Source organism: Sphingomonas sp. DMC6 (genome assembly GCF_056314225.1).
Genome location: NZ_JBQUYT010000001.1, coordinates 545,798 through 562,517, shown reverse-complemented (window position 1 = coordinate 562,517; position 16,720 = coordinate 545,798). Strand labels below are relative to the sequence as shown.

Sequence of the window (16,720 nt, the reverse complement as noted above, 5' to 3'; positions counted from 1 at the left end):
TCCCTGCACCTTACAATTCGCATTCGCACAATCGACTTCCCCAACCGATGTAAGTGTGCGGGCGTCCTGTCCATGGGACGGTCGGTTCCGGGGCGTTTTGACGAAGGATTTTGCGCGTATGGCGACGGTCGAAAAGATGCCGATGCTGGCGGAAGGCTATCAGAAGCTCACGGAAGAGCTGAAGCGCCTGAAAGCCGAGCGGCCATTGATCGTGGACGCAATCGAGGAAGCGCGCGCGCATGGCGACCTTTCCGAAAACGCCGAATATCATGCGGCGAAGGAGCGCCAGGGTCAGGTAGAGGCGTCGATCGCCGATATCGAGGACAAGCTGAGCCGCGCGCAGATCATCGACCCGAAGGAGCTTTCGGGCGACAAGATCGTGTTCGGCGCGACGGTGACGCTGCTCGACGAGGACGACAAGCCGATCCGCTACCAGATCGTCGGCCAGACCGAGGCGGATGCGAGCAAGGGCCGCATTTCGTACAATTCGCCGATCGGCCGGGCGCTGATCGGGCGCAAGGTGGACGAAGAGGTCGAAGTCTCGGTGCCCGCCGGCGACCGTTACTATCTGGTCTCGCGCATCGAATTCATCTGAGGCGGCGGTGCAACGCCTGAGCGCCACGACGGCGATCCTCGCCGTAACGGTGGTGGCGAGTGTGCTGGTCAGCCTGTCGCCCGATAGCGAGGTGCTGCAATATCTGGGCGGGTTCATTCCCGCCCGGATCAGCACCGGTGCGGGCTTTCCCGGCATGATCGCGGTGCCGGCGTGGCTGACGCCGCTCAGCGCTGCGGTCATCCATGCCGGCTTCTTCCACCTAGGCATGAACATGCTGATGCTGGGGTTCACCGGCCGCGAGACCGAGCGCGTGATCGGCGCCCAGGGCATCGTCGTGCTGTATCTGGTCGGCGCCTACGCCGCCGCGGCTGCGCAATGGGCGGCGGGGCCGATGTCGCCGGTGCCGATGATCGGCGCCAGCGGCGCAACCTCCGCAGTGGTGGGTGCCTATTCGCTCTATTTCGGACGCCAGCGGGCCAAGGCGATCGGGCCGATCCCGGCCTGGCTGGTGCATGTCGTGTGGCTGGCGCTGGCCTGGACGGGCCTCAACCTGCTGATGGGCTGGGCGTTCCTGCGCGGCGGCGTGGCGATTGCCGCTGCGGCGCATATCGGCGGGTTTCTCGCGGGCCTGCTGCTCGCGCGCCCGCTGCTGCTATGGCACTGGCGGAGCGCGTAAATTCCCCTCCCGCAAGCGGGAGGGGCGCGTAAGCGGAAGGGCTGGAGGCCCTCAGGCCGCCGACTGTTCCTGATCGGGATCGAGCAGGCGGTGCAGGTGCACGACAACATAGCGCATTTCCGCGTCATCGACGGTGCGCTGGGCGGCGGCGCGCCACGCCTTTTCGGCGCTGGCGTAATCGGGGAAGATGCCGACCACGTCGAGCTTCGACGGATCGATAAAATCAAGGGTCGTCGGATCAGCCACGCGGCCGCCGAAAACCAGGTGCAGCTTGCTCATCAGGCCTCCTGGGGGTGAGGGAACGCCGCAGCCCTTAGCGGGTCTGCGGCGGGGCTCAACCCCCTTATAGGCCGGATCAGCCCTTCGAGCCCTTCGCTGCCTCGATCACGGTGCCGAACAGGGCCGAGACCTTTTCCTTGGCCTGGTCGCCGCCGGGGATCAGCGACTCGATCTGCTCGCGGCCGGCTTCGCGCGCTGCCTTTACGGCGGCGGAGGCGCCGTCGGCGATGCGGCGGCCGACCGGTTCCAGCGCCGCCCGCTCGCGTTCGAAGCGGGGCAGCAACAGGCCGATCACCACGCCCACCGCCACGCCACCGGCGATCAGCAGTGCGGGATTTTCAGTGAGCCCCTGGCCCTGATTGGCGGTTTCGCGGGAATCGCTCATGGCTTTATCCTTTTGCCTTGCTGTTCCTGTGGTCCAAACCCGCAGCGGGTTCGTCGGTTTCCGTCCTGGCGCGACCGCGAACGATGTCCGCGATCCAGCCGCGGGCTAGCAGCAGCCCGACAGCGCCGCTGGCCGCAGCGACGACCCAGGGACGTGAACGCACGGCACGCGCCCCTTCGCGTGCGGCATGGGCCACGCCTTGTTTCGCGCTCTCCACCGCATCCTGGGCGAGATTGGTCGGCTTCAGCCGTTCCTGCACGGTGCCCAGCGTGTCGAACAGGCGGGCACGGGCGGCGGCGGCACGCAAACGGGCGGAGGAAGGATCGGGGCGTGTGCTCACGCTTCCGTCCCCATCGCACGCTGGAAGCCGCGGGCGGCGAGCCAGCCGAGCAAGGCTGCGACCCCCAGCAGCACCGCCACCACGATCAACGTCGCCCAGCCGGGGCCGACCAGCGTGGCAAGCGTCAGCAATGCGCCCACCACCAGCGCGACCAGCGCGCCGACGACGAGCACGATGGCGATGGTGCCCGCCAGCAGCGCCCCGCGCAGTGCCAGCAGTTTCGCCTGCACCAGCGCGCGCCAATAATCGGTTTCGGCGCGCGCATAGGCCTTGGCGTCTTCGGTGAGCTGCCCCAGCAGCGCGCCGATGCCCGGCTGTTCGGTTTCCGGTTCTGTCATGCCCCCGTGCTGCCGCCTCAGCCTTCGTTGGGGGCAGGTTCAGCCGCAGGGGCCTCAGTCTTGGCCTGCGAGCCGGCTTCGATGCCCGATTTGATCAGCCGCGCCATCACGAACCCCAGCGCCGCCGCCGTCCCGACGGCAATCGCCGGACTCTTGCGAACGAAATCGGTCGCGTCGGCGAGCAGATCCTCGACTTCCTTGCCGCGCAGCGAATCGGCAAAGCCGGCAATGCCGTCCGCCGCGCTGCGGGCATATTGGCCATATTGCTCGCCGAGCTTGGCATCGACATCGCCGGCCGCAGTACGCATCAGATTGGCGACTTCGTCCAGCGCAGTGGTAGCGCGTTCCTTGCCTTCACCGGCAAAGGCATAGGCGCGTTCCCTGGCCTGCTCGCCCAGCTTGGTGGCTTCTTCGCGGATCGTGTCGGCGGCGCCCTTTTTCGCGCCGGCCCCGGTCGCGGCGCCGGCTGCATCCTGCACCAGCGCTTCGGCCGGATTGCCCGTCGTTTCGTCTGCCATGATCAAAAACCCTCCATGCCTCGTCGAAACAACCACGGCCCCGTTTGCGAGTTCCCTGCGGAGACGCTAGAGGCACGCGCGCCTCTTCCCAGACAGTTTACGGAGAACAAGACGTGACCGCAATCATCGACGTCCACGCACGCCAGATTCTCGACAGCCGCGGCAACCCCACGGTCGAAGTCGATGTCCTGCTGGAAGACGGCAGCTTCGGCCGCGCGGCTGTGCCCTCGGGCGCCTCGACCGGCGCGCATGAAGCAGTGGAAAAGCGCGATGGCGACAAGTCGCGCTGGATGGGCAAGGGCGTCGAAGGCGCCGTCGATGCGGTGAACGGAGCGATTGCCGAGGCAGTCGTCGGCCTGGATGCCGAAGACCAGCCCGATCTCGACCGCACGATGATCGAACTCGACGGTACGCCCAACAAGGGCCGGCTGGGTGCCAATGCCATTCTCGGTGTCAGTCTGGCTGCGGCCAAGGCGGCGGCGGATGCGCGCGGCCTGCCGCTCTATCGCTATGTCGGCGGCGTCAACGCACATGTCCTGCCGGTGCCGATGATGAACATCATCAACGGCGGCGAGCATGCCGATAACCCGATCGATTTCCAGGAATTCATGATCGTGCCGGTGGGTGCTGAGAACATCGTCGAGGCGGTGCGTTGCGGCTCGGAAATCTTCCACACGCTGAAGAAGAAGCTGCACGAAAAGGGCCTGGCGACCGGCGTGGGCGACGAAGGCGGCTTTGCCCCCAACATCGCCTCGACCACCGACGCACTCGACTTCATTATGGGCTCGATCGAAGCCGCGGGTTACACGCCTGGTGACGATGTGATGATCGCGCTCGATTGCGCCGCGACCGAATTCTTCAAGGACGGCGCCTATCACATCTCGGGCGAAGGCAAGATCCTGTCGCCGGCGGAGATGGCGGGCTATCTGGCCGATCTCGTTGCGCGCTACCCGATCTTCTCGATCGAAGACGGCATGGCCGAAGATGATTTCGAAGGCTGGAAGGCGATCACCGATCTGGTCGGCGGCAAGATCCAGCTCGTCGGCGACGATCTGTTCGTCACCAACCCGAAGCGACTCGCCATGGGTATCGAGCAGGGCCTGGCCAACTCGCTGCTGGTGAAGGTCAACCAGATCGGCACGCTGACCGAGACGCTCGAGGCGGTTAGCCTTGCGCAGCGCTCGTCCTATACTGCGGTGATGTCGCACCGTTCGGGCGAGACCGAGGATGCGACGATCGCCGACCTGGCCGTCGCCACCAACTGCGGGCAGATCAAGACCGGCAGCCTTGCCCGTTCGGACCGGCTCGCAAAGTACAACCAGCTCATCCGCATCGAGGAAGAACTGGGCGACGCTGCGATCTATGCCGGCAAGTCTGTGCTGCGTCGCGCAAAATAAGTAGCAGTACGACTCTTGATTGAAGCCGATGGTTAAGCGAAAAGTCAGGACGATGAAGCGCGTTTCGCCCATGACCATGCTGCTGCGCCGTGCGGGCCTGCCCGCTGCGGTGCTGATCGCCATCGGCTTCTTTGCGTATAATGCAGTGCTGGGGCCGAACGGCATCGTCGCGGCGAAGGAAGTGCAGCGCGAGCTCGATGCAAAGAAGCGCGAGTTCGCCGAACTCGACAAGCACCGCGCCGAGCTCAAGAATCGGGTGCAGTTGCTCGATCCGAAGCATGGTGCCGATCCGGACATGGTCGAGGAGCTTGCCCGCAAGCAGCTCAACGTCGTCCGGCCGGACGAAGTGATCATCCCGCTCGACAAGAACTGAGGGTATTTCCAGAATAGTGTTCCCCTCCCTGCTTGCAGGGAGGGGCTAGGGGTGGGTCCGCCGCCTCTAGGCGGCGGGACTCGCTTCGGGCTAAGCGGAGAGTCTTCTGGAGCGCGCAGACGCGCGCACCCACCCCCGACCCCTCCCTTGCAGGGAGGGGAGCGGGAGCGCCAGAAGCGTTTGTTTCCCTCGCGCTGGGATGCGCACTCGACGGAAATTTCCGGCCCCGCACTGCCTTGTGCACGCTGAACGGCTTCTTTCCCCGCGCGTTAGTTGCACAGCGTGCAAAAACGCGCTTATAGGCAGCCGCCTTTCCCCCTCCCCGGACGAGGAACTCTCTATCGTGGCCAAAGCACCGGCACGCAAAGCACCGACCCCACCCGCAGTTCCGAATCGCGAGCGACCGGACGAACCGCAGCGGTTCGAGGCCTCGAAGGAGCAACTGCTCGAATTCTATCGCCAGATGCTGCTGATTCGCCGCTTCGAAGAAAAGGCGGGCCAGCTTTACGGCCTCGGCTTCATCGGCGGTTTCTGCCACCTGTATATCGGCCAGGAAGCCGTGGCGGTCGGCCTGCAGTCGGCGTTGGACGGCGAGAAGGACTCGGTCATCACCGGCTATCGCGACCATGGCCACATGCTCGCCTATGGCATCGACCCCAAGGTGATCATGGCCGAACTGACCGGCCGCGGCGCGGGCATCTCGCGCGGCAAGGGCGGCTCGATGCACATGTTCTCGACCGAGAAGAAGTTCTACGGCGGTCATGGCATCGTCGGCGCGCAGGTGTCGCTCGGCACCGGCCTCGCCTTCGCGCATAAGTATAACGAGGATGGCGGCGTCGCCATGGCCTATTTCGGCGACGGCGCCGCGAACCAGGGCCAGGTGTACGAGTCGTTCAACATGGCCGAGCTGTGGAAGCTCCCGATCATCTACGTGATCGAGAACAACCAGTACGCCATGGGCACCAGCGTCCATCGTTCCTCGGCGGAAGACCAGCTCTATCGCCGCGGTGAAAGCTTCCGCATCCCCGGCATCCAGGTCGACGGCATGGACGTGCTCGCCTGCCGCGGTGCAGCCGAAGAGGCGCTCGCCTGGGTACGCGCCGGCAAGGGGCCGATCATCCTCGAGATGAAGACCTATCGCTATCGCGGCCACTCGATGTCCGACCCGGCCAAGTATCGCAGTCGCGAGGAAGTCCAGTCGGTTCGCGACAAGTCCGACCCGATCGAGGCGGTGAAGCGCGAACTCGAAGCGCTGGGCGTCAAGGAAGACGATCTGAAGCCGATCGACGCGGAAATCCGCAAGATCGTGAACGAGGCGGCGGACTTCGCCGAACAGACGCCGGAGCCCGATCCGGCCGAACTCTATACCGACGTGCTGGTGGAGACCTATTGAGATGGCGATCGAACTCAAGATGCCGGCGCTCTCGCCGACCATGGAAGAGGGGACGCTCGCCAAGTGGCTGGTCAAGCAGGGCGACGTGGTGAAGTCGGGTGACATCCTGGCCGAGATCGAAACCGACAAGGCGACGATGGAATTCGAAGCCGTGGACGAGGGCACGATCGCCCAGATCCTGGTCGCCGAAGGCACCGACAATGTGAAGGTCGGCACCGTGATCGCGCTGATCGCGGGCGAGGGCGAAGATGCCTCCGCCGCTGCCGTACCGGCACCCGCCAGCCAGCAGACCGAACCGACGCCCGCTCCGGTGGAAAAGGCGCCGGAGACCGGCACGACCCAGCTCACCGCCGCGGTCGAAAAGGCGCGTCCGGCCGATCCCGAAGTGCCTGCCGGCACCGAAATGGTGAAGGTCACGGTCCGCGAAGCGCTGCGCGACGCGATGGCCGAGGAAATGCGCGCCGATCCGCGCATCTTCGTCATGGGCGAGGAAGTCGCCGAATATCAGGGTGCCTACAAGGTGACCCAGGGCCTGCTCGACGAATTCGGCCCGAAGCGCGTCATCGACACGCCGATCACCGAGTATGGCTTTGCTGGCGTCGGCACCGGCGCGGCGATGGGCGGTCTGAAGCCGATCATCGAGTTCATGACGTTCAACTTCGCCATGCAGGCGATCGACCACATCATCAACTCGGCAGCCAAGACCAACTATATGTCGGGCGGCCAGATGCGGTGCCCGATCGTGTTCCGTGGCCCGAACGGTGCGGCCAGCCGTGTGGCGGCGCAGCACAGCCAGAATTACGGCCCGTGGTATGCGGCGGTGCCCGGCCTGATCGTGATCGCGCCCTATGACGCGGCCGACGCAAAGGGCCTGCTCAAGGCGGCGATCCGCTCGGAAGATCCGGTCGTATTCCTCGAAAACGAGCTGATGTACGGCCGCAGCTTCGAAATTCCGAAGCTCGACGATTATGTCCTCCCGATCGGCAAGGCGCGCATCGTCCGCGAGGGCAAGGATGTGACGCTGGTCAGCTATTCGATCGGCGTGGGCGTGGCCCTCGACGCAGCCGAGAAGCTGGCAGCCGAGGGCATCGACGCCGAAGTGATCGACCTGCGCACGCTGCGTCCGCTCGACAAGACGACGGTTCTGGAAAGCCTGAAGAAGACCAACCGCCTTGTGGTGGTCGAGGAAGGCTGGCCGGTCTGCTCGATCGCGTCGGAAATCGCCGCCTTCGTGATGGAAGAAGGGTTCGACGACCTCGACGCGCCGGTGCTGCGCGTGACCAACGAGGACGTGCCGCTGCCCTATGCTGCGAACCTGGAAAAGATCGCGCTGGTGAATGCCGACAAGGTGGTAGCCACGGTAAAGAAGGTCACTTATCGCGGCTGACGCGGGCGACCGGCTTATGAAAAGGAAAGGGGCGCTTCGGCGCCCCTTTCTGTTTGGTCAGGCGGTGTATTTGTCGCAAGTCATCGAGGTCTGCACCGGCGACGGATTGGTGACGCCGGAGACGAGCTCGCGATTGTCGCGGACGATAAACGACGCGGTGGCCGTAATCTTCGGCGTGGCGATGAAATAGGCCGATACCAGCGGCTGATAGTCATAGTTGATTTCGACATACATCACCGCCGAATTGAGCGGCGCCGTCACCAGCGTCGCGCCCGATCCGATGCCGGGGAAGCTGTTGTTCGATGCGCCCATGCCGGCCGTGACGATCGAATCATACCCTGTTCCGGCGCGTTTGCCCATGCAGCGCTGCCAGTGGATCCACTGGCCCCCACCGCTGTTCGTCTCCAGGCTGGTGATCGTCACGCGCCCGCGATTGCCGATGTCCAGTTTCCCCTGCTGGATGCGCAGGCCCTGGAATACGTCATTGATGTCGAGTTCGCGGAGTTGCTGGGTGGCGAGCGCGGTATCGACACCGGCGCGGGAGGCGTTGTCGGCGAGCGTCAGCGCGATCTGGTTCACCCGCATCTGGACGACGCTGTAGTTCGACAGTTCGACCGCATACATGCCGAGCGGCAGGAACACCGGGAGTACCAGCGCGAATTCGAGCATCGCCACTGCGCGGCGTGCGGCGAGAAAGTCGCGGATCGACCGCAGCATGGCGCCCCTCATGTGCACACCGTCGGCGGCGTGGCGTTGGACTGGGTGCCATAGGGCTGGTTCTTCAGCACCGTCGTCGCAGTGAGCGTCTGGGTGGTGTCGCGGCCCAGCAGGCGCAGCATCGGGAAGAAGGGCTGGTACTGGACCGTTACCGTGTAGACGGTGACGTTGTTCGCGCCGCCCTGGCCGCTGGTGCCCGCGTCAGCGTCCCAGGTGCCGTTCTGGTTGATGTCCGAGAAGCACTCGCCCGCGTCGCGCTTGCCGTTCTTGTTCGTGTCGGTGAATGGCTCCGGCGCGATGTTCGAGAAATTGGCGTAGGTCTTGCGCGAGCTCGACACGTTCGCGCTGGAGATCAGCGTGTGTACCGACGCGGCGACTTTCTGGTCGAGCGCGGCGAGCGTGTTGGCCGAATTGCCCTCCAGCGCCGAGTCACGGCCGGCGCGCTGGACCGTGCCCGACAGGATCGACTGGGCGTAGATCTGGAAGCACAGGTCGAACAGCGCGAACAGCACCAGCAGCATCACCGGGCTGATCAGCGCGAATTCGGTGACGGCCGACCCGCGCCGGTCGTGGCGAAGACGCGCGGGGGAAAGTCGTCGCCTCATTTGGAGATCCTCAGCTTCGCAATTTGTGCCGCGATATTCTTGAAGGCGTTGTTGAGCTGCGTGGAGTCAGCGGCCTGATAGGCCCGGCCGTCCGAGGCGCAATTCTGGAGCATGGGCGTAAGCGTGGTGGTGAAGGCGATCACCCACACGGTCAGGTTGCGCTGCTTGGCGGCGGTGCACAGCGCCGTCAGCCGGTTTGCGACAATGGTATCCTGCTGCGCCTTGGTCGGCAGCACGCTCGGATCGGTGCGACGACGATCCAGCGCGGAAAGGCCATAGGCATCATAGACTGCGATGTCGGTATCGGTGCCGCCATCGGTCATGAAGATGATGTGGCGCGAGATATCGCCGCCATTGGGCGCTGTCGCGTTTTCCGACGCAAACAGGCCGGTCGGCGAAATCAGGCGCACGCCCCAGACGAAACCGATGTCGTGATAGGTGGCACCGGTGGCGACGAGCCCGTTCAGATAATTTTGCAGGTCCGATCGGCTGATCGTGTCCAGCTTGCGTGCCGGCGACGGGCAGGTGGTGTAGGCCCCGCTGTAGTAGTTGATCATTTGCTGATAGTTCGATGTCGTCCGTACCGGCAAGTAGCTCCAACTGCTGGGGCTCGTACGCGCGTAGATCAGCGGTGCGAGCCATGGCGCCCACTGCGTTTCCGGCTTGGTCGGGTCCGGAATCATGTCGAAGTCCATGTCGTACGCAGCGCTGGGGATGCTGGGATAGGTCGACTGGCGGACGGTCTGGCGCTCCTCGATACAGGCATTGCTGCTGTTCCAGGTGACGTTGGTCCAGCTCTGGTTATTGCCGATCTGGAAGGGAATGGTCCCACCGGCCATCAGACCGTTGGGGTTGCTACCCTTGTAGCCCGACACGTCGAATTCCACCGGCTGGTACTTCCAGTAATAGGTGGTCGAAGAGGTGTAGCAGTTGCTGGTGCACGGCTTGGTGGTATTTTGGCGGTACTGGGTGTAGTTGGTATACGTCGTCTTTCGGATCGTGCAGGTGCCATTGGCGAAGTTTGCCGAATAGGTAGAGCCGTTATAGACCCATTGCTCCCACCAGACGCGGGTGCCCCCGCTGTTGCTAATGGTGCCCGTGGTATACACACTCGAATAGTTTTCATTCGGCGGCGCTACGCAATATTCGGATGTTCCGGACGACACTGTCGTCGTCACAGCGCTGCCGGTGTAGGTCGAAGCGCCATAGGTTGTAGTCGTTGTGCCGGTGCTCGTCGTTGTGGTCGAGCCATCCGGGATGCGCGACTGGTAGGTCCATTTGTCGGCCATCCATTCGCGCTTCAGCAGCATGCCGACGTTCACGTTGCTCGAATAGGGCACGAAGCCATAGCGTACGCGCGTGCCCGCCTGGCGCGAGCCTTCGACCGTGTCGTAAAAGCTCATTACCGCCGCACGCAGCGCCGTGATGGACGAGCCGGCCATCGAGCCGGTGGTGTCGAGCACGAACATCACATCGACATTGGGGATTTCCAGCCGTGCGTCGCATGCCACGCTGATCGTCTGGGGCTGCGCGCCCATCAGCGTGGAGATCGTCATCGGCACGGTGGTGGTGGCGACGCCATGGACCTGATTGTCCGCCGTGCCGGTGGGCGTGAAGCTGGTCGATTTCGCGCCGAACATGCCGTCGCGGAAATTGTTGGTGAAGAAGGCGTTGGCGCGCGCCTTCGCCACATCGTCGAAGCTGGTGCCCACCATGAACTTGCGCCCGGCCAGCGCGCCCGCGTCGCAGGCCTGCTGCAGGCGGCTCTTCACATAATAGATGCGGGCGGTATCGATCGCCGACCCGGCGATGAAGGTCAGCGGCACCATGGCCACCGCCATTATCGCCATGGTGTTGCCCACAATGTCCCGACCAAAGCGCGCGACAAAATTTCGCAGCGCGCCTAGGAAGTGGCGTTCATGGTGCTTGCAGTCGCTGTTCATCCCCCGCACCTCACGCATCGCGCTTGCGATGATTCGGCCGTTGCGGCGCCCCCCGCCAAAGCAACTGCGAATTAACTAAGGGAAAAAGGTGAATAACTCCCTATCTTCTATGATTAGCCCTGAACGCGACTTGATCCTGACTTATGCATGGTTAATTGATCGTCCGGCGCTGACAGCATTATTGGCGCTCGACGATAGTCTCGCGCAGTTGCTGCGCACGACCAGCCAGCCGGCGGTGGGGCAGCTGCGGCTGGCCTGGTGGCGAGAGTCGCTGGCGAAGCTGGATCATGCGCCGCCGCCAGCCGAGCCGGTGCTGCAGGGGCTGGCTGAAGCGGTGTTGCCGCGCGGCGTTTCCGGTGCTTCGCTGGTGCAGATCGTTCATGGCTGGGAAGTGCTGATCGAGGAAGAGGCGCTGGACGGCGCGGCGTTGCAGCGCTTCGGTGCGGGGCGCGGACAGTTGTTCGTTGCGGCGGGTGCGGCTTTGGGTGCTGCGGGTGATCCGCTGGCCGAGGCGGGTGCTGGCTGGGCCCTCGCGGACCTCGCGCGGCACCTCGCCGATCCGCAAGAAGCGGCGCTGGCGCAGGAGCAGGCCGCGGTGCTGCTTGGACCGGCGCTCAGCCGGCGCTGGAGCCGCCAGGCGCGGGCGCTGGGGGCGTTGGCGCATCAGGCGCGGATGAACCTTTCGGTTCCATCGGACCAGCCGATTCCGGTTGGAGAACCTGGGCGGGTGGCGCGGTTGTTTTTCCATCGTCTGACCGGCCGCTAAAGCCTTGTCACACTCCGGAGAGCGCGTAGGGTTCCGATACGTGCAGGCTTTGACCGGGGGGCAAGTCCATGTGGCGTTATTTCGTGGGAGCGGCTGCGGCGCTGTTGCTGGCGTTCGGTGCAATGTTCCTGTTCCGCGGGACCGATCCTGCCGGTGCGCGATCGATATTGCCGCGCGCGCCTGCCATGGCGGGAAGTACGCCGGAAACCACCTTGCCCGATGCCGCGCCCGAGGCAGGCGAACGCACCCGCGAGCAGAAGCGCTTCGACCGCTATGACAAGGATCGCAATGAAGCGATCAGCCGCGAGGAATATCTGGCCCCGCGGCACAAGGCGTTCGCGAAGCTGGACACGAATGGCGATGGCCGGCTGAGCTTCGAGGAATGGGCTGCCAAGACGATCGGCAAGTTCTCTACCGCCGATGCAGACAGATCCGGCACGCTCACGCGCGCCGAGTTTCTGACTACGGCACCGAAGCGCAAGGCGCCGGGGCCGCGCTGCGCCTGCGCGCCGGCAAAAAAGGCGCCCGAACCCGAAAGCAAGGCCGACGACGACTGAAACGCCGTTTCAGGCGGCCAGCCAGCCCTTTAGTGCCGCCCGGGCGCGATCGGTATACATGCGCTTGCGATCGGCCTTGCGGGTGCGACCCTCAATCGGGGGGAACAGCCCGAAATTGACGTTCATCGGCTGATAGGTCTCAGCCTCTGCCTCGCCGGTTATGTGGGCGAGCAGCGCGCCCAGCGCCGTTTCGCGCGGTGGCGGGGGCAGGGCGGTGCCGGCGATCTCGGCGGCCGCGAATCGGCCCGCGAGCAAGCCGATCGCGGCGCTTTCGACATAGCCCTCGCATCCGGTGATCTGGCCTGCGAAGCGGATATGGGGCGAAGCCTTCAGCCGCAGGGTGTCATCGAGCAGTTCGGGCGATTTGATGAACGTGTTGCGGTGCAGCCCACCCAGCCGGGCGAACTCGGCCTTTTCCAGCCCGGGGATCGTGCGGAACAGACGCACCTGTTCGGCATATTTCAGCTTGGTCTGGAAACCGACCATATTCCACAGCGTGCCGCTGGCATTGTCCTGCCGCAACTGCACCACGGCATAGGGCCAGCGACCGGTGCGGGGATCGTCGAGGCCCACGCCCTTCATCGGACCATAGCGAAGCGTGTCGACGCCGCGGTCGGCCATCACTTCAATGGGCATGCAGCCTTCAAAATACGGGACATTCTCCCATTCGCGGAACTCGGTCTTCTCGCCCGCCATCAGCGCGGCGTGGAACTCGAGATATTGTTCCTTCGACATGGGGCAGTTGATGTAATCCTTGCCCGATCCCTTGTTCCAGCGGCTCTGGAACCAGGCGGTTCCCATGTCGATCGTGTCGAAATGGACGATCGGCGCGATCGCATCGAAAAAGGCGAGACTGTCCTTGCCCGTCGCGTGGCCGATACTGTCTGCCAGCGTTGGCGCCGTCAGCGGCCCGGTGGCGACGATCGTCCTGCCCTCCGAAGGCAGCGTATCGATACGCTCACGAACGATGGTGATATTTGGGTGCGCTGCCAGTGCGGCGGTGACGCCATCGGCGAACCCGTCGCGATCGACCGCCAGCGCCGAGCCCGCGGGCACGGCATGGGCGTCGCCCTGGGCGAGGATGAGCGACCCGAGCGCGCGCATCTCCTGATGGAGCAGACCAACGGCGTTGCTGTCGGCATCGTCGGAGCGGAAACTGTTGGAACAGACGAGCTCTGCCAGCCGATCGCTCTGATGCGCCGGAGTCATGCTGCCCGAACCGCGCATTTCGGACAGGCGGACCTTGTAGCCCGCCTGCGCCAGCTGCCACGCGGCTTCCGAGCCGGCGAGGCCGCCGCCGATGATATGGATGTCGTGAGTCACAAGCGGGCGCATAGCGTCATGACGCGACGATGACAAAGGCCGACAATCGCCTATGATCCACCGCATGCCGCCTCGCGCACGTCTTATCCTGTTTGCCGCCCTTGTTGCCGGTGTCAGCTATTGCGGGGCGCGCTGGGTGCCGCTTCCCCTTGGCTGGCATGTTGCCTGGAAGGGTGCTGGCGTTGCGCTGCTGGCGCTTTGGGCGGCATGCAATCTGCACGATCGGGCGAAACTGCCGATCGTGTTGGTTCTGTCGCTGGGCGCAGCGGGCGATGTGCTGCTTGAGACGCATGGGCTGACGATTGGTGCCATTGCGTTTCTCAGCGGTCATGTCGTCGCGGCAATATTCTACGCTCGCACGGTTTCGTCGCGCTGGCGGGCTTGGGCGGCTGTGCTCATCGCGCTGGCGATCGCCGCATTCGCCTGGGCCTTGCCTGAGGACCGAGCCGCGGCGCCCGGGATTGCATTCTACGCGCTGGGGCTGGGAGCGATGACCGGCAGCGCCGTAAACAGTCGCTTTCCTATTGCAGTGAAATTTGGAGCCGCCCTGTTCGCGGCGTCCGATCTGTTGCTCTTCGCGCGCATGGGGCCGCTGGCGGGTTCGGGGCTGCCGGATCTGCTCGTCTGGCCCAGCTATTTTGCGGGGCAGGAGCTGATTGCCTGGGGCGTGATTACTGCGCCCGGTACATCACTGAAAAAGGGGCGGGAGGTGCTTCCCGGAAAAGGCCGGGGCAGCCCGCAGGCTGCCCCGTAGTTCGGGGAGAGTCGACGCGAGGGGGAACGAGACGCGCCGACAAGGGGCGCTGTGCATCCCGGATGTTGCAGCTACATGTCGCTACGTTGCGCTGCGGCAGGCAATTCTGGGCAATTGGTCTCAAATTCCCCAGTCTGTCGCGGGAATCCCGCATTTCCGTACATTGGGCGGCGCCGGCTTCACCTCTTGGTTACCAATTTCAGCGCAAGGAGACCCAAAGAATATCGGCGGAGCGAACCATGGGTATTGCAGCAAGGCTGTATCAGGATGGCCGCTGGGCAGAGCGCCACGCGGTCGAACTCGACGCGACGCTGCGCGACGGCACGCAGCAGCCGAATGACGTAGCGGTGGAAGAGCTGTCGAACGGCGGCTTTCGCGTGGCGACCCAACTCGATTTGCTGGCTGGCGACGAAATTGCGCTTGGCATTGCGGGCATCGGCACGCGCAAGGCGCAAGTCATTTGGGGAGACGGCGGCAGCTTCGGGTGCGAATTTGCGATTCCGCTGTCGGATGCGGAGCTGCGCAGCGCGCTGGCAGGGCCTGTGGCCCAGCCGATTGCCTTTCCCGGCACGCGGATGCCGACGCCAGCCTCTTCGGACGAGAGTGCCACCGAGGCGAAATACTCGCCGCGCGTCCGGCTTGCGATCATCGCCGGTGGTGCTTTTCTCGGCTGGGGCGTCGTGATTGCGCTTGGGTGGGGAGCGGTGACGGCGGTGCGTGCCCTGATCGGCTGACCGCCGCCCCCCGATTCTGTCAGGCCGCAGCCTTGCGGCGCTCGGCCATTTCCTCGTTCAGCATTTCCGCCAGCAAGAAGGCGAGTTCCAGGCTCTGGCCCGCATTGAGGCGCGGGTCGCAGTGCGTGTGGTAGCGATCGGCCAGACCCTGTTCGGTGATGGCGATGGCGCCGCCGGTGCATTCGGTAACATTCTGGCCGGTCATTTCGGCATGGATGCCGCCGGCGAAGGTTCCCTCGGCGCGGTGAACGGCGAAGAAGCCGCGCACTTCGGCGAGGATCCGGTCGAACGGCCGGGTTTTGTAGCCGTTGGCGGCCTTCACGACATTGCCGTGCATCGGATCGCAGCTCCACACCACCGGATGGCCCTCGCGCTTTACGGCGCGGACCAGCTTGGGCAGCTGTGCCTCGATCTTGTCGTGGCCGTAGCGCGTAATGAGCGTCATCCGCCCGGCGACCCGCCCCGGATTGAGCGTGTCGAGCAGGCGCAGCAGTACGTCGGGCTCAAGGCTGGGGCCGCACTTCATGCCGATCGGGTTGCCGATACCGCGCAGGAACTCGACATGGGCCGAACCTTCGAAGCGTGTACGGTCGCCGATCCATAGGAAATGGGCCGAGGTGTCGTACCAGTCGCCGGTCAGGCTGTCCTGTCGGGTGAGCGCCTGCTCATAAGGAAGCAGCAGGGCTTCGTGACTGGTGTAGAAATCGGTGCCCTTGAGCTGCGGCACGGTATCGGGGTTGATCCCGCACGCTTCCATGAAGTCGAGCGCCTCGCCGATCCGGTCCGCGACATCGGCGAACTTGGTTGACCAGGGGCTCTTGCCCATGAAGTTCAGGGTCCACTTATGGACCTGATGCAGGTTCGCATAGCCGCCGTTCGCGAAGGCGCGCAGCAGATTGAGCGTTGCTGCCGACTGGCTGTAGCCCTGCACCATGCGCTGCGGATCGGGAATGCGCGCCTCGGGGGTGAAGGCGATGTCGTTGACATTGTCACCGCGGTAGCTGGGGAGCTCTACGCCGTCGATCACTTCCGTATCGGACGAGCGCGGCTTGGCGAACTGGCCGGCCATGCGGCCGAGCTTCACCGTCGGCAGCTTCGACGCGAAGGTGAGGACGACTGCCATCTGCAGGATGACGCGGAAAGTGTCGCGGATGTTGTTCGGGTGGAACTCGGCGAAGCTTTCCGCGCAGTCGCCGCCCTGGAGCAGGAACGCCTCGCCGCGCGCGACCTTGGCGAGTGCGCCGGTCAGCTCGCGCGCCTCGCCAGCAAAGACTAGCGGGGGATAACTGCTGAGCTGCCGCGTCGCTGCATCCAGCGCGCCCTTATCGGGATATTGCGGCATCTGGCGCGCTTCCGCGCGCGTCCAGCTATCGGGGGTCCAGCTTGCCATTGCACTCTCCACATCGCGGACGGCGACGTGCCAGTCCGCATGATCGGCGATTCCCATCGCCGCAATCTGGTTCATTACCTTGGTATTGGCGCGTTTGCCGTCCGTCTCCCACCCCTGCACGGTGGAGCCCGGCGTGTCGAACCAGGCGCCGAACACGGCGCGAGTGAGTGCGCGCTCCTCGCGATATTGGCGGATTTTGGAACCGGCTAACGTCATCATGGGTGCCGCTTACCCGCAGCGGGTAAAGATGTGCAAGCGTTATCTTACCCGGTTGGGGTAAATTGATGTG

The 16,720-nt window shown here is 64.5% G+C and carries 20 protein-coding genes; 10 read left to right on the top strand and 10 right to left on the bottom strand.

The annotated features are described in order from the left end of the window. Window positions 1-118 precede the first annotated feature (118 nt). Both greA and ACT53M_RS02445 read left to right on the top strand, forming a co-directional pair. The gene (gene greA / locus ACT53M_RS02450; RefSeq protein WP_476227647.1) at window positions 119-595 is read left to right on the top strand and encodes a transcription elongation factor GreA; all 477 of its coding nucleotides are present in this window, start codon (window positions 119-121) and stop codon (window positions 593-595) included. 7 nt (window positions 596-602) lie between these two features. Next, the gene (locus tag ACT53M_RS02445) at window positions 603-1,232 is read left to right on the top strand and encodes a rhomboid family intramembrane serine protease (protein ID WP_476231246.1); all 630 of its coding nucleotides are present in this window, start codon (window positions 603-605) and stop codon (window positions 1,230-1,232) included. 51 nt (window positions 1,233-1,283) lie between these two features. On the opposite strand, the gene ACT53M_RS02440 is transcribed toward ACT53M_RS02445, so the two are convergent. The 5 genes from ACT53M_RS02440 to ACT53M_RS02420 form a co-directional block, all read right to left on the bottom strand. Then, window positions 1,284-1,511, bottom strand: a complete 228-nt coding sequence (locus ACT53M_RS02440) for a DUF4170 domain-containing protein (RefSeq protein WP_476227649.1) — start codon at window positions 1,509-1,511, stop codon at window positions 1,284-1,286. A gap of 76 nt (window positions 1,512-1,587) precedes the next feature. Beyond that, entirely contained in the window at window positions 1,588-1,896 is a 309-nt protein-coding gene (locus ACT53M_RS02435) for a hypothetical protein (RefSeq protein WP_476227651.1), read from the bottom strand. A 4-nt stretch (window positions 1,897-1,900) separates the two neighbouring features. After that, window positions 1,901-2,236 (bottom strand): hypothetical protein, encoded by a 336-nt coding sequence (locus ACT53M_RS02430; RefSeq protein WP_476231244.1) that lies wholly within the window; start codon window positions 2,234-2,236, stop codon window positions 1,901-1,903. Then, the gene (locus ACT53M_RS02425) at window positions 2,233-2,574 is read right to left on the bottom strand and encodes a phage holin family protein (protein ID WP_476231243.1); all 342 of its coding nucleotides are present in this window, start codon (window positions 2,572-2,574) and stop codon (window positions 2,233-2,235) included. The genes ACT53M_RS02430 and ACT53M_RS02425 overlap by 4 nt, the downstream gene beginning before the upstream one ends. A 17-nt stretch (window positions 2,575-2,591) precedes the next feature. Beyond that, window positions 2,592-3,092 (bottom strand): hypothetical protein, encoded by a 501-nt coding sequence (locus tag ACT53M_RS02420; RefSeq protein WP_476231241.1) that lies wholly within the window; start codon window positions 3,090-3,092, stop codon window positions 2,592-2,594. A 113-nt stretch (window positions 3,093-3,205) separates the two neighbouring features. Between ACT53M_RS02420 and eno the strand changes: the two genes are divergently transcribed. The 4 genes from eno (at window position 3,206) to ACT53M_RS02400 (ending at window position 7,642) form a co-directional block, all read left to right on the top strand. After that, window positions 3,206-4,489, top strand: coding sequence for a phosphopyruvate hydratase (gene eno / locus ACT53M_RS02415; RefSeq protein ID WP_476231239.1), 1,284 nt, complete (start codon window positions 3,206-3,208; stop codon window positions 4,487-4,489). Window positions 4,490-4,541: 52 nt separating this feature from the next. Next, complete coding sequence (locus tag ACT53M_RS02410; RefSeq protein WP_476231238.1) at window positions 4,542-4,862, top strand: FtsB family cell division protein; 321 nt, start codon at window positions 4,542-4,544, stop codon at window positions 4,860-4,862. 343 nt (window positions 4,863-5,205) lie between these two features. Continuing rightward, the gene (pdhA, locus tag ACT53M_RS02405; RefSeq protein ID WP_476231236.1) at window positions 5,206-6,255 is read left to right on the top strand and encodes a pyruvate dehydrogenase (acetyl-transferring) E1 component subunit alpha; all 1,050 of its coding nucleotides are present in this window, start codon (window positions 5,206-5,208) and stop codon (window positions 6,253-6,255) included. Between the two features lies 1 nt (window position 6,256). Further along, window positions 6,257-7,642 carry a pyruvate dehydrogenase complex E1 component subunit beta gene (locus ACT53M_RS02400; RefSeq protein ID WP_476231234.1) on the top strand — a complete coding sequence of 462 codons (1,386 nt, stop codon included), beginning with the start codon at window positions 6,257-6,259 and terminating at the stop codon, window positions 7,640-7,642. A gap of 57 nt (window positions 7,643-7,699) precedes the next feature. On the opposite strand, the gene ACT53M_RS02395 is transcribed toward ACT53M_RS02400, so the two are convergent. Genes ACT53M_RS02395 through ACT53M_RS02385 form a run of 3 tightly spaced genes read right to left on the bottom strand, consistent with a single transcriptional unit; the run spans window position 7,700 to window position 10,814 of the window. Next, window positions 7,700-8,359, bottom strand: coding sequence for a TadE/TadG family type IV pilus assembly protein (locus ACT53M_RS02395; RefSeq protein ID WP_476231232.1), 660 nt, complete (start codon window positions 8,357-8,359; stop codon window positions 7,700-7,702). An 8-nt stretch (window positions 8,360-8,367) separates the two neighbouring features. Further along, window positions 8,368-8,964: a TadE/TadG family type IV pilus assembly protein gene (locus ACT53M_RS02390; protein ID WP_476231230.1), complete on the bottom strand. Its 597-nt coding sequence runs from the start codon at window positions 8,962-8,964 to the stop codon at window positions 8,368-8,370. Next, entirely contained in the window at window positions 8,961-10,814 is a 1,854-nt protein-coding gene (locus ACT53M_RS02385; RefSeq protein ID WP_476231228.1) for a pilus assembly protein TadG-related protein, read from the bottom strand. Before ACT53M_RS02385 ends, ACT53M_RS02390 begins: the two co-directional genes overlap by 4 nt. A 223-nt stretch (window positions 10,815-11,037) precedes the next feature. On the opposite strand from ACT53M_RS02385, the gene ACT53M_RS02380 reads away from it, so the two are divergent. Both ACT53M_RS02380 and ACT53M_RS02375 read left to right on the top strand, forming a co-directional pair. Next, window positions 11,038-11,673 carry a squalene/phytoene synthase family protein gene (locus ACT53M_RS02380; protein WP_476231227.1) on the top strand — a complete coding sequence of 212 codons (636 nt, stop codon included), beginning with the start codon at window positions 11,038-11,040 and terminating at the stop codon, window positions 11,671-11,673. A gap of 68 nt (window positions 11,674-11,741) precedes the next feature. After that, the gene (locus tag ACT53M_RS02375; RefSeq protein WP_476231226.1) at window positions 11,742-12,230 is read left to right on the top strand and encodes an EF-hand domain-containing protein; all 489 of its coding nucleotides are present in this window, start codon (window positions 11,742-11,744) and stop codon (window positions 12,228-12,230) included. Between the two features lie 9 nt (window positions 12,231-12,239). On the opposite strand, the gene trmFO is transcribed toward ACT53M_RS02375, so the two are convergent. Beyond that, on the bottom strand, window positions 12,240-13,553 hold the full coding sequence (gene trmFO, locus ACT53M_RS02370) for a methylenetetrahydrofolate--tRNA-(uracil(54)-C(5))-methyltransferase (FADH(2)-oxidizing) TrmFO (RefSeq protein WP_476231225.1): 1,314 nt from the start codon (window positions 13,551-13,553) through the stop codon (window positions 12,240-12,242). Between the two features lie 64 nt (window positions 13,554-13,617). Between trmFO and ACT53M_RS02365 the strand changes: the two genes are divergently transcribed. Further along, window positions 13,618-14,307 (top strand): lysoplasmalogenase family protein, encoded by a 690-nt coding sequence (locus tag ACT53M_RS02365; RefSeq protein WP_476231224.1) that lies wholly within the window; start codon window positions 13,618-13,620, stop codon window positions 14,305-14,307. Between the two features lie 239 nt (window positions 14,308-14,546). Further along, window positions 14,547-15,041, top strand: coding sequence for a PilZ domain-containing protein (locus ACT53M_RS02360; protein WP_476231223.1), 495 nt, complete (start codon window positions 14,547-14,549; stop codon window positions 15,039-15,041). Window positions 15,042-15,060: 19 nt separating this feature from the next. Here the strand turns inward: ACT53M_RS02360 and ACT53M_RS02355 are convergent, their stop codons facing one another. Next, window positions 15,061-16,431, bottom strand: a complete 1,371-nt coding sequence (locus ACT53M_RS02355; RefSeq protein ID WP_476231577.1) for a class II 3-deoxy-7-phosphoheptulonate synthase — start codon at window positions 16,429-16,431, stop codon at window positions 15,061-15,063. Window positions 16,432-16,720 lie beyond the last annotated feature (289 nt).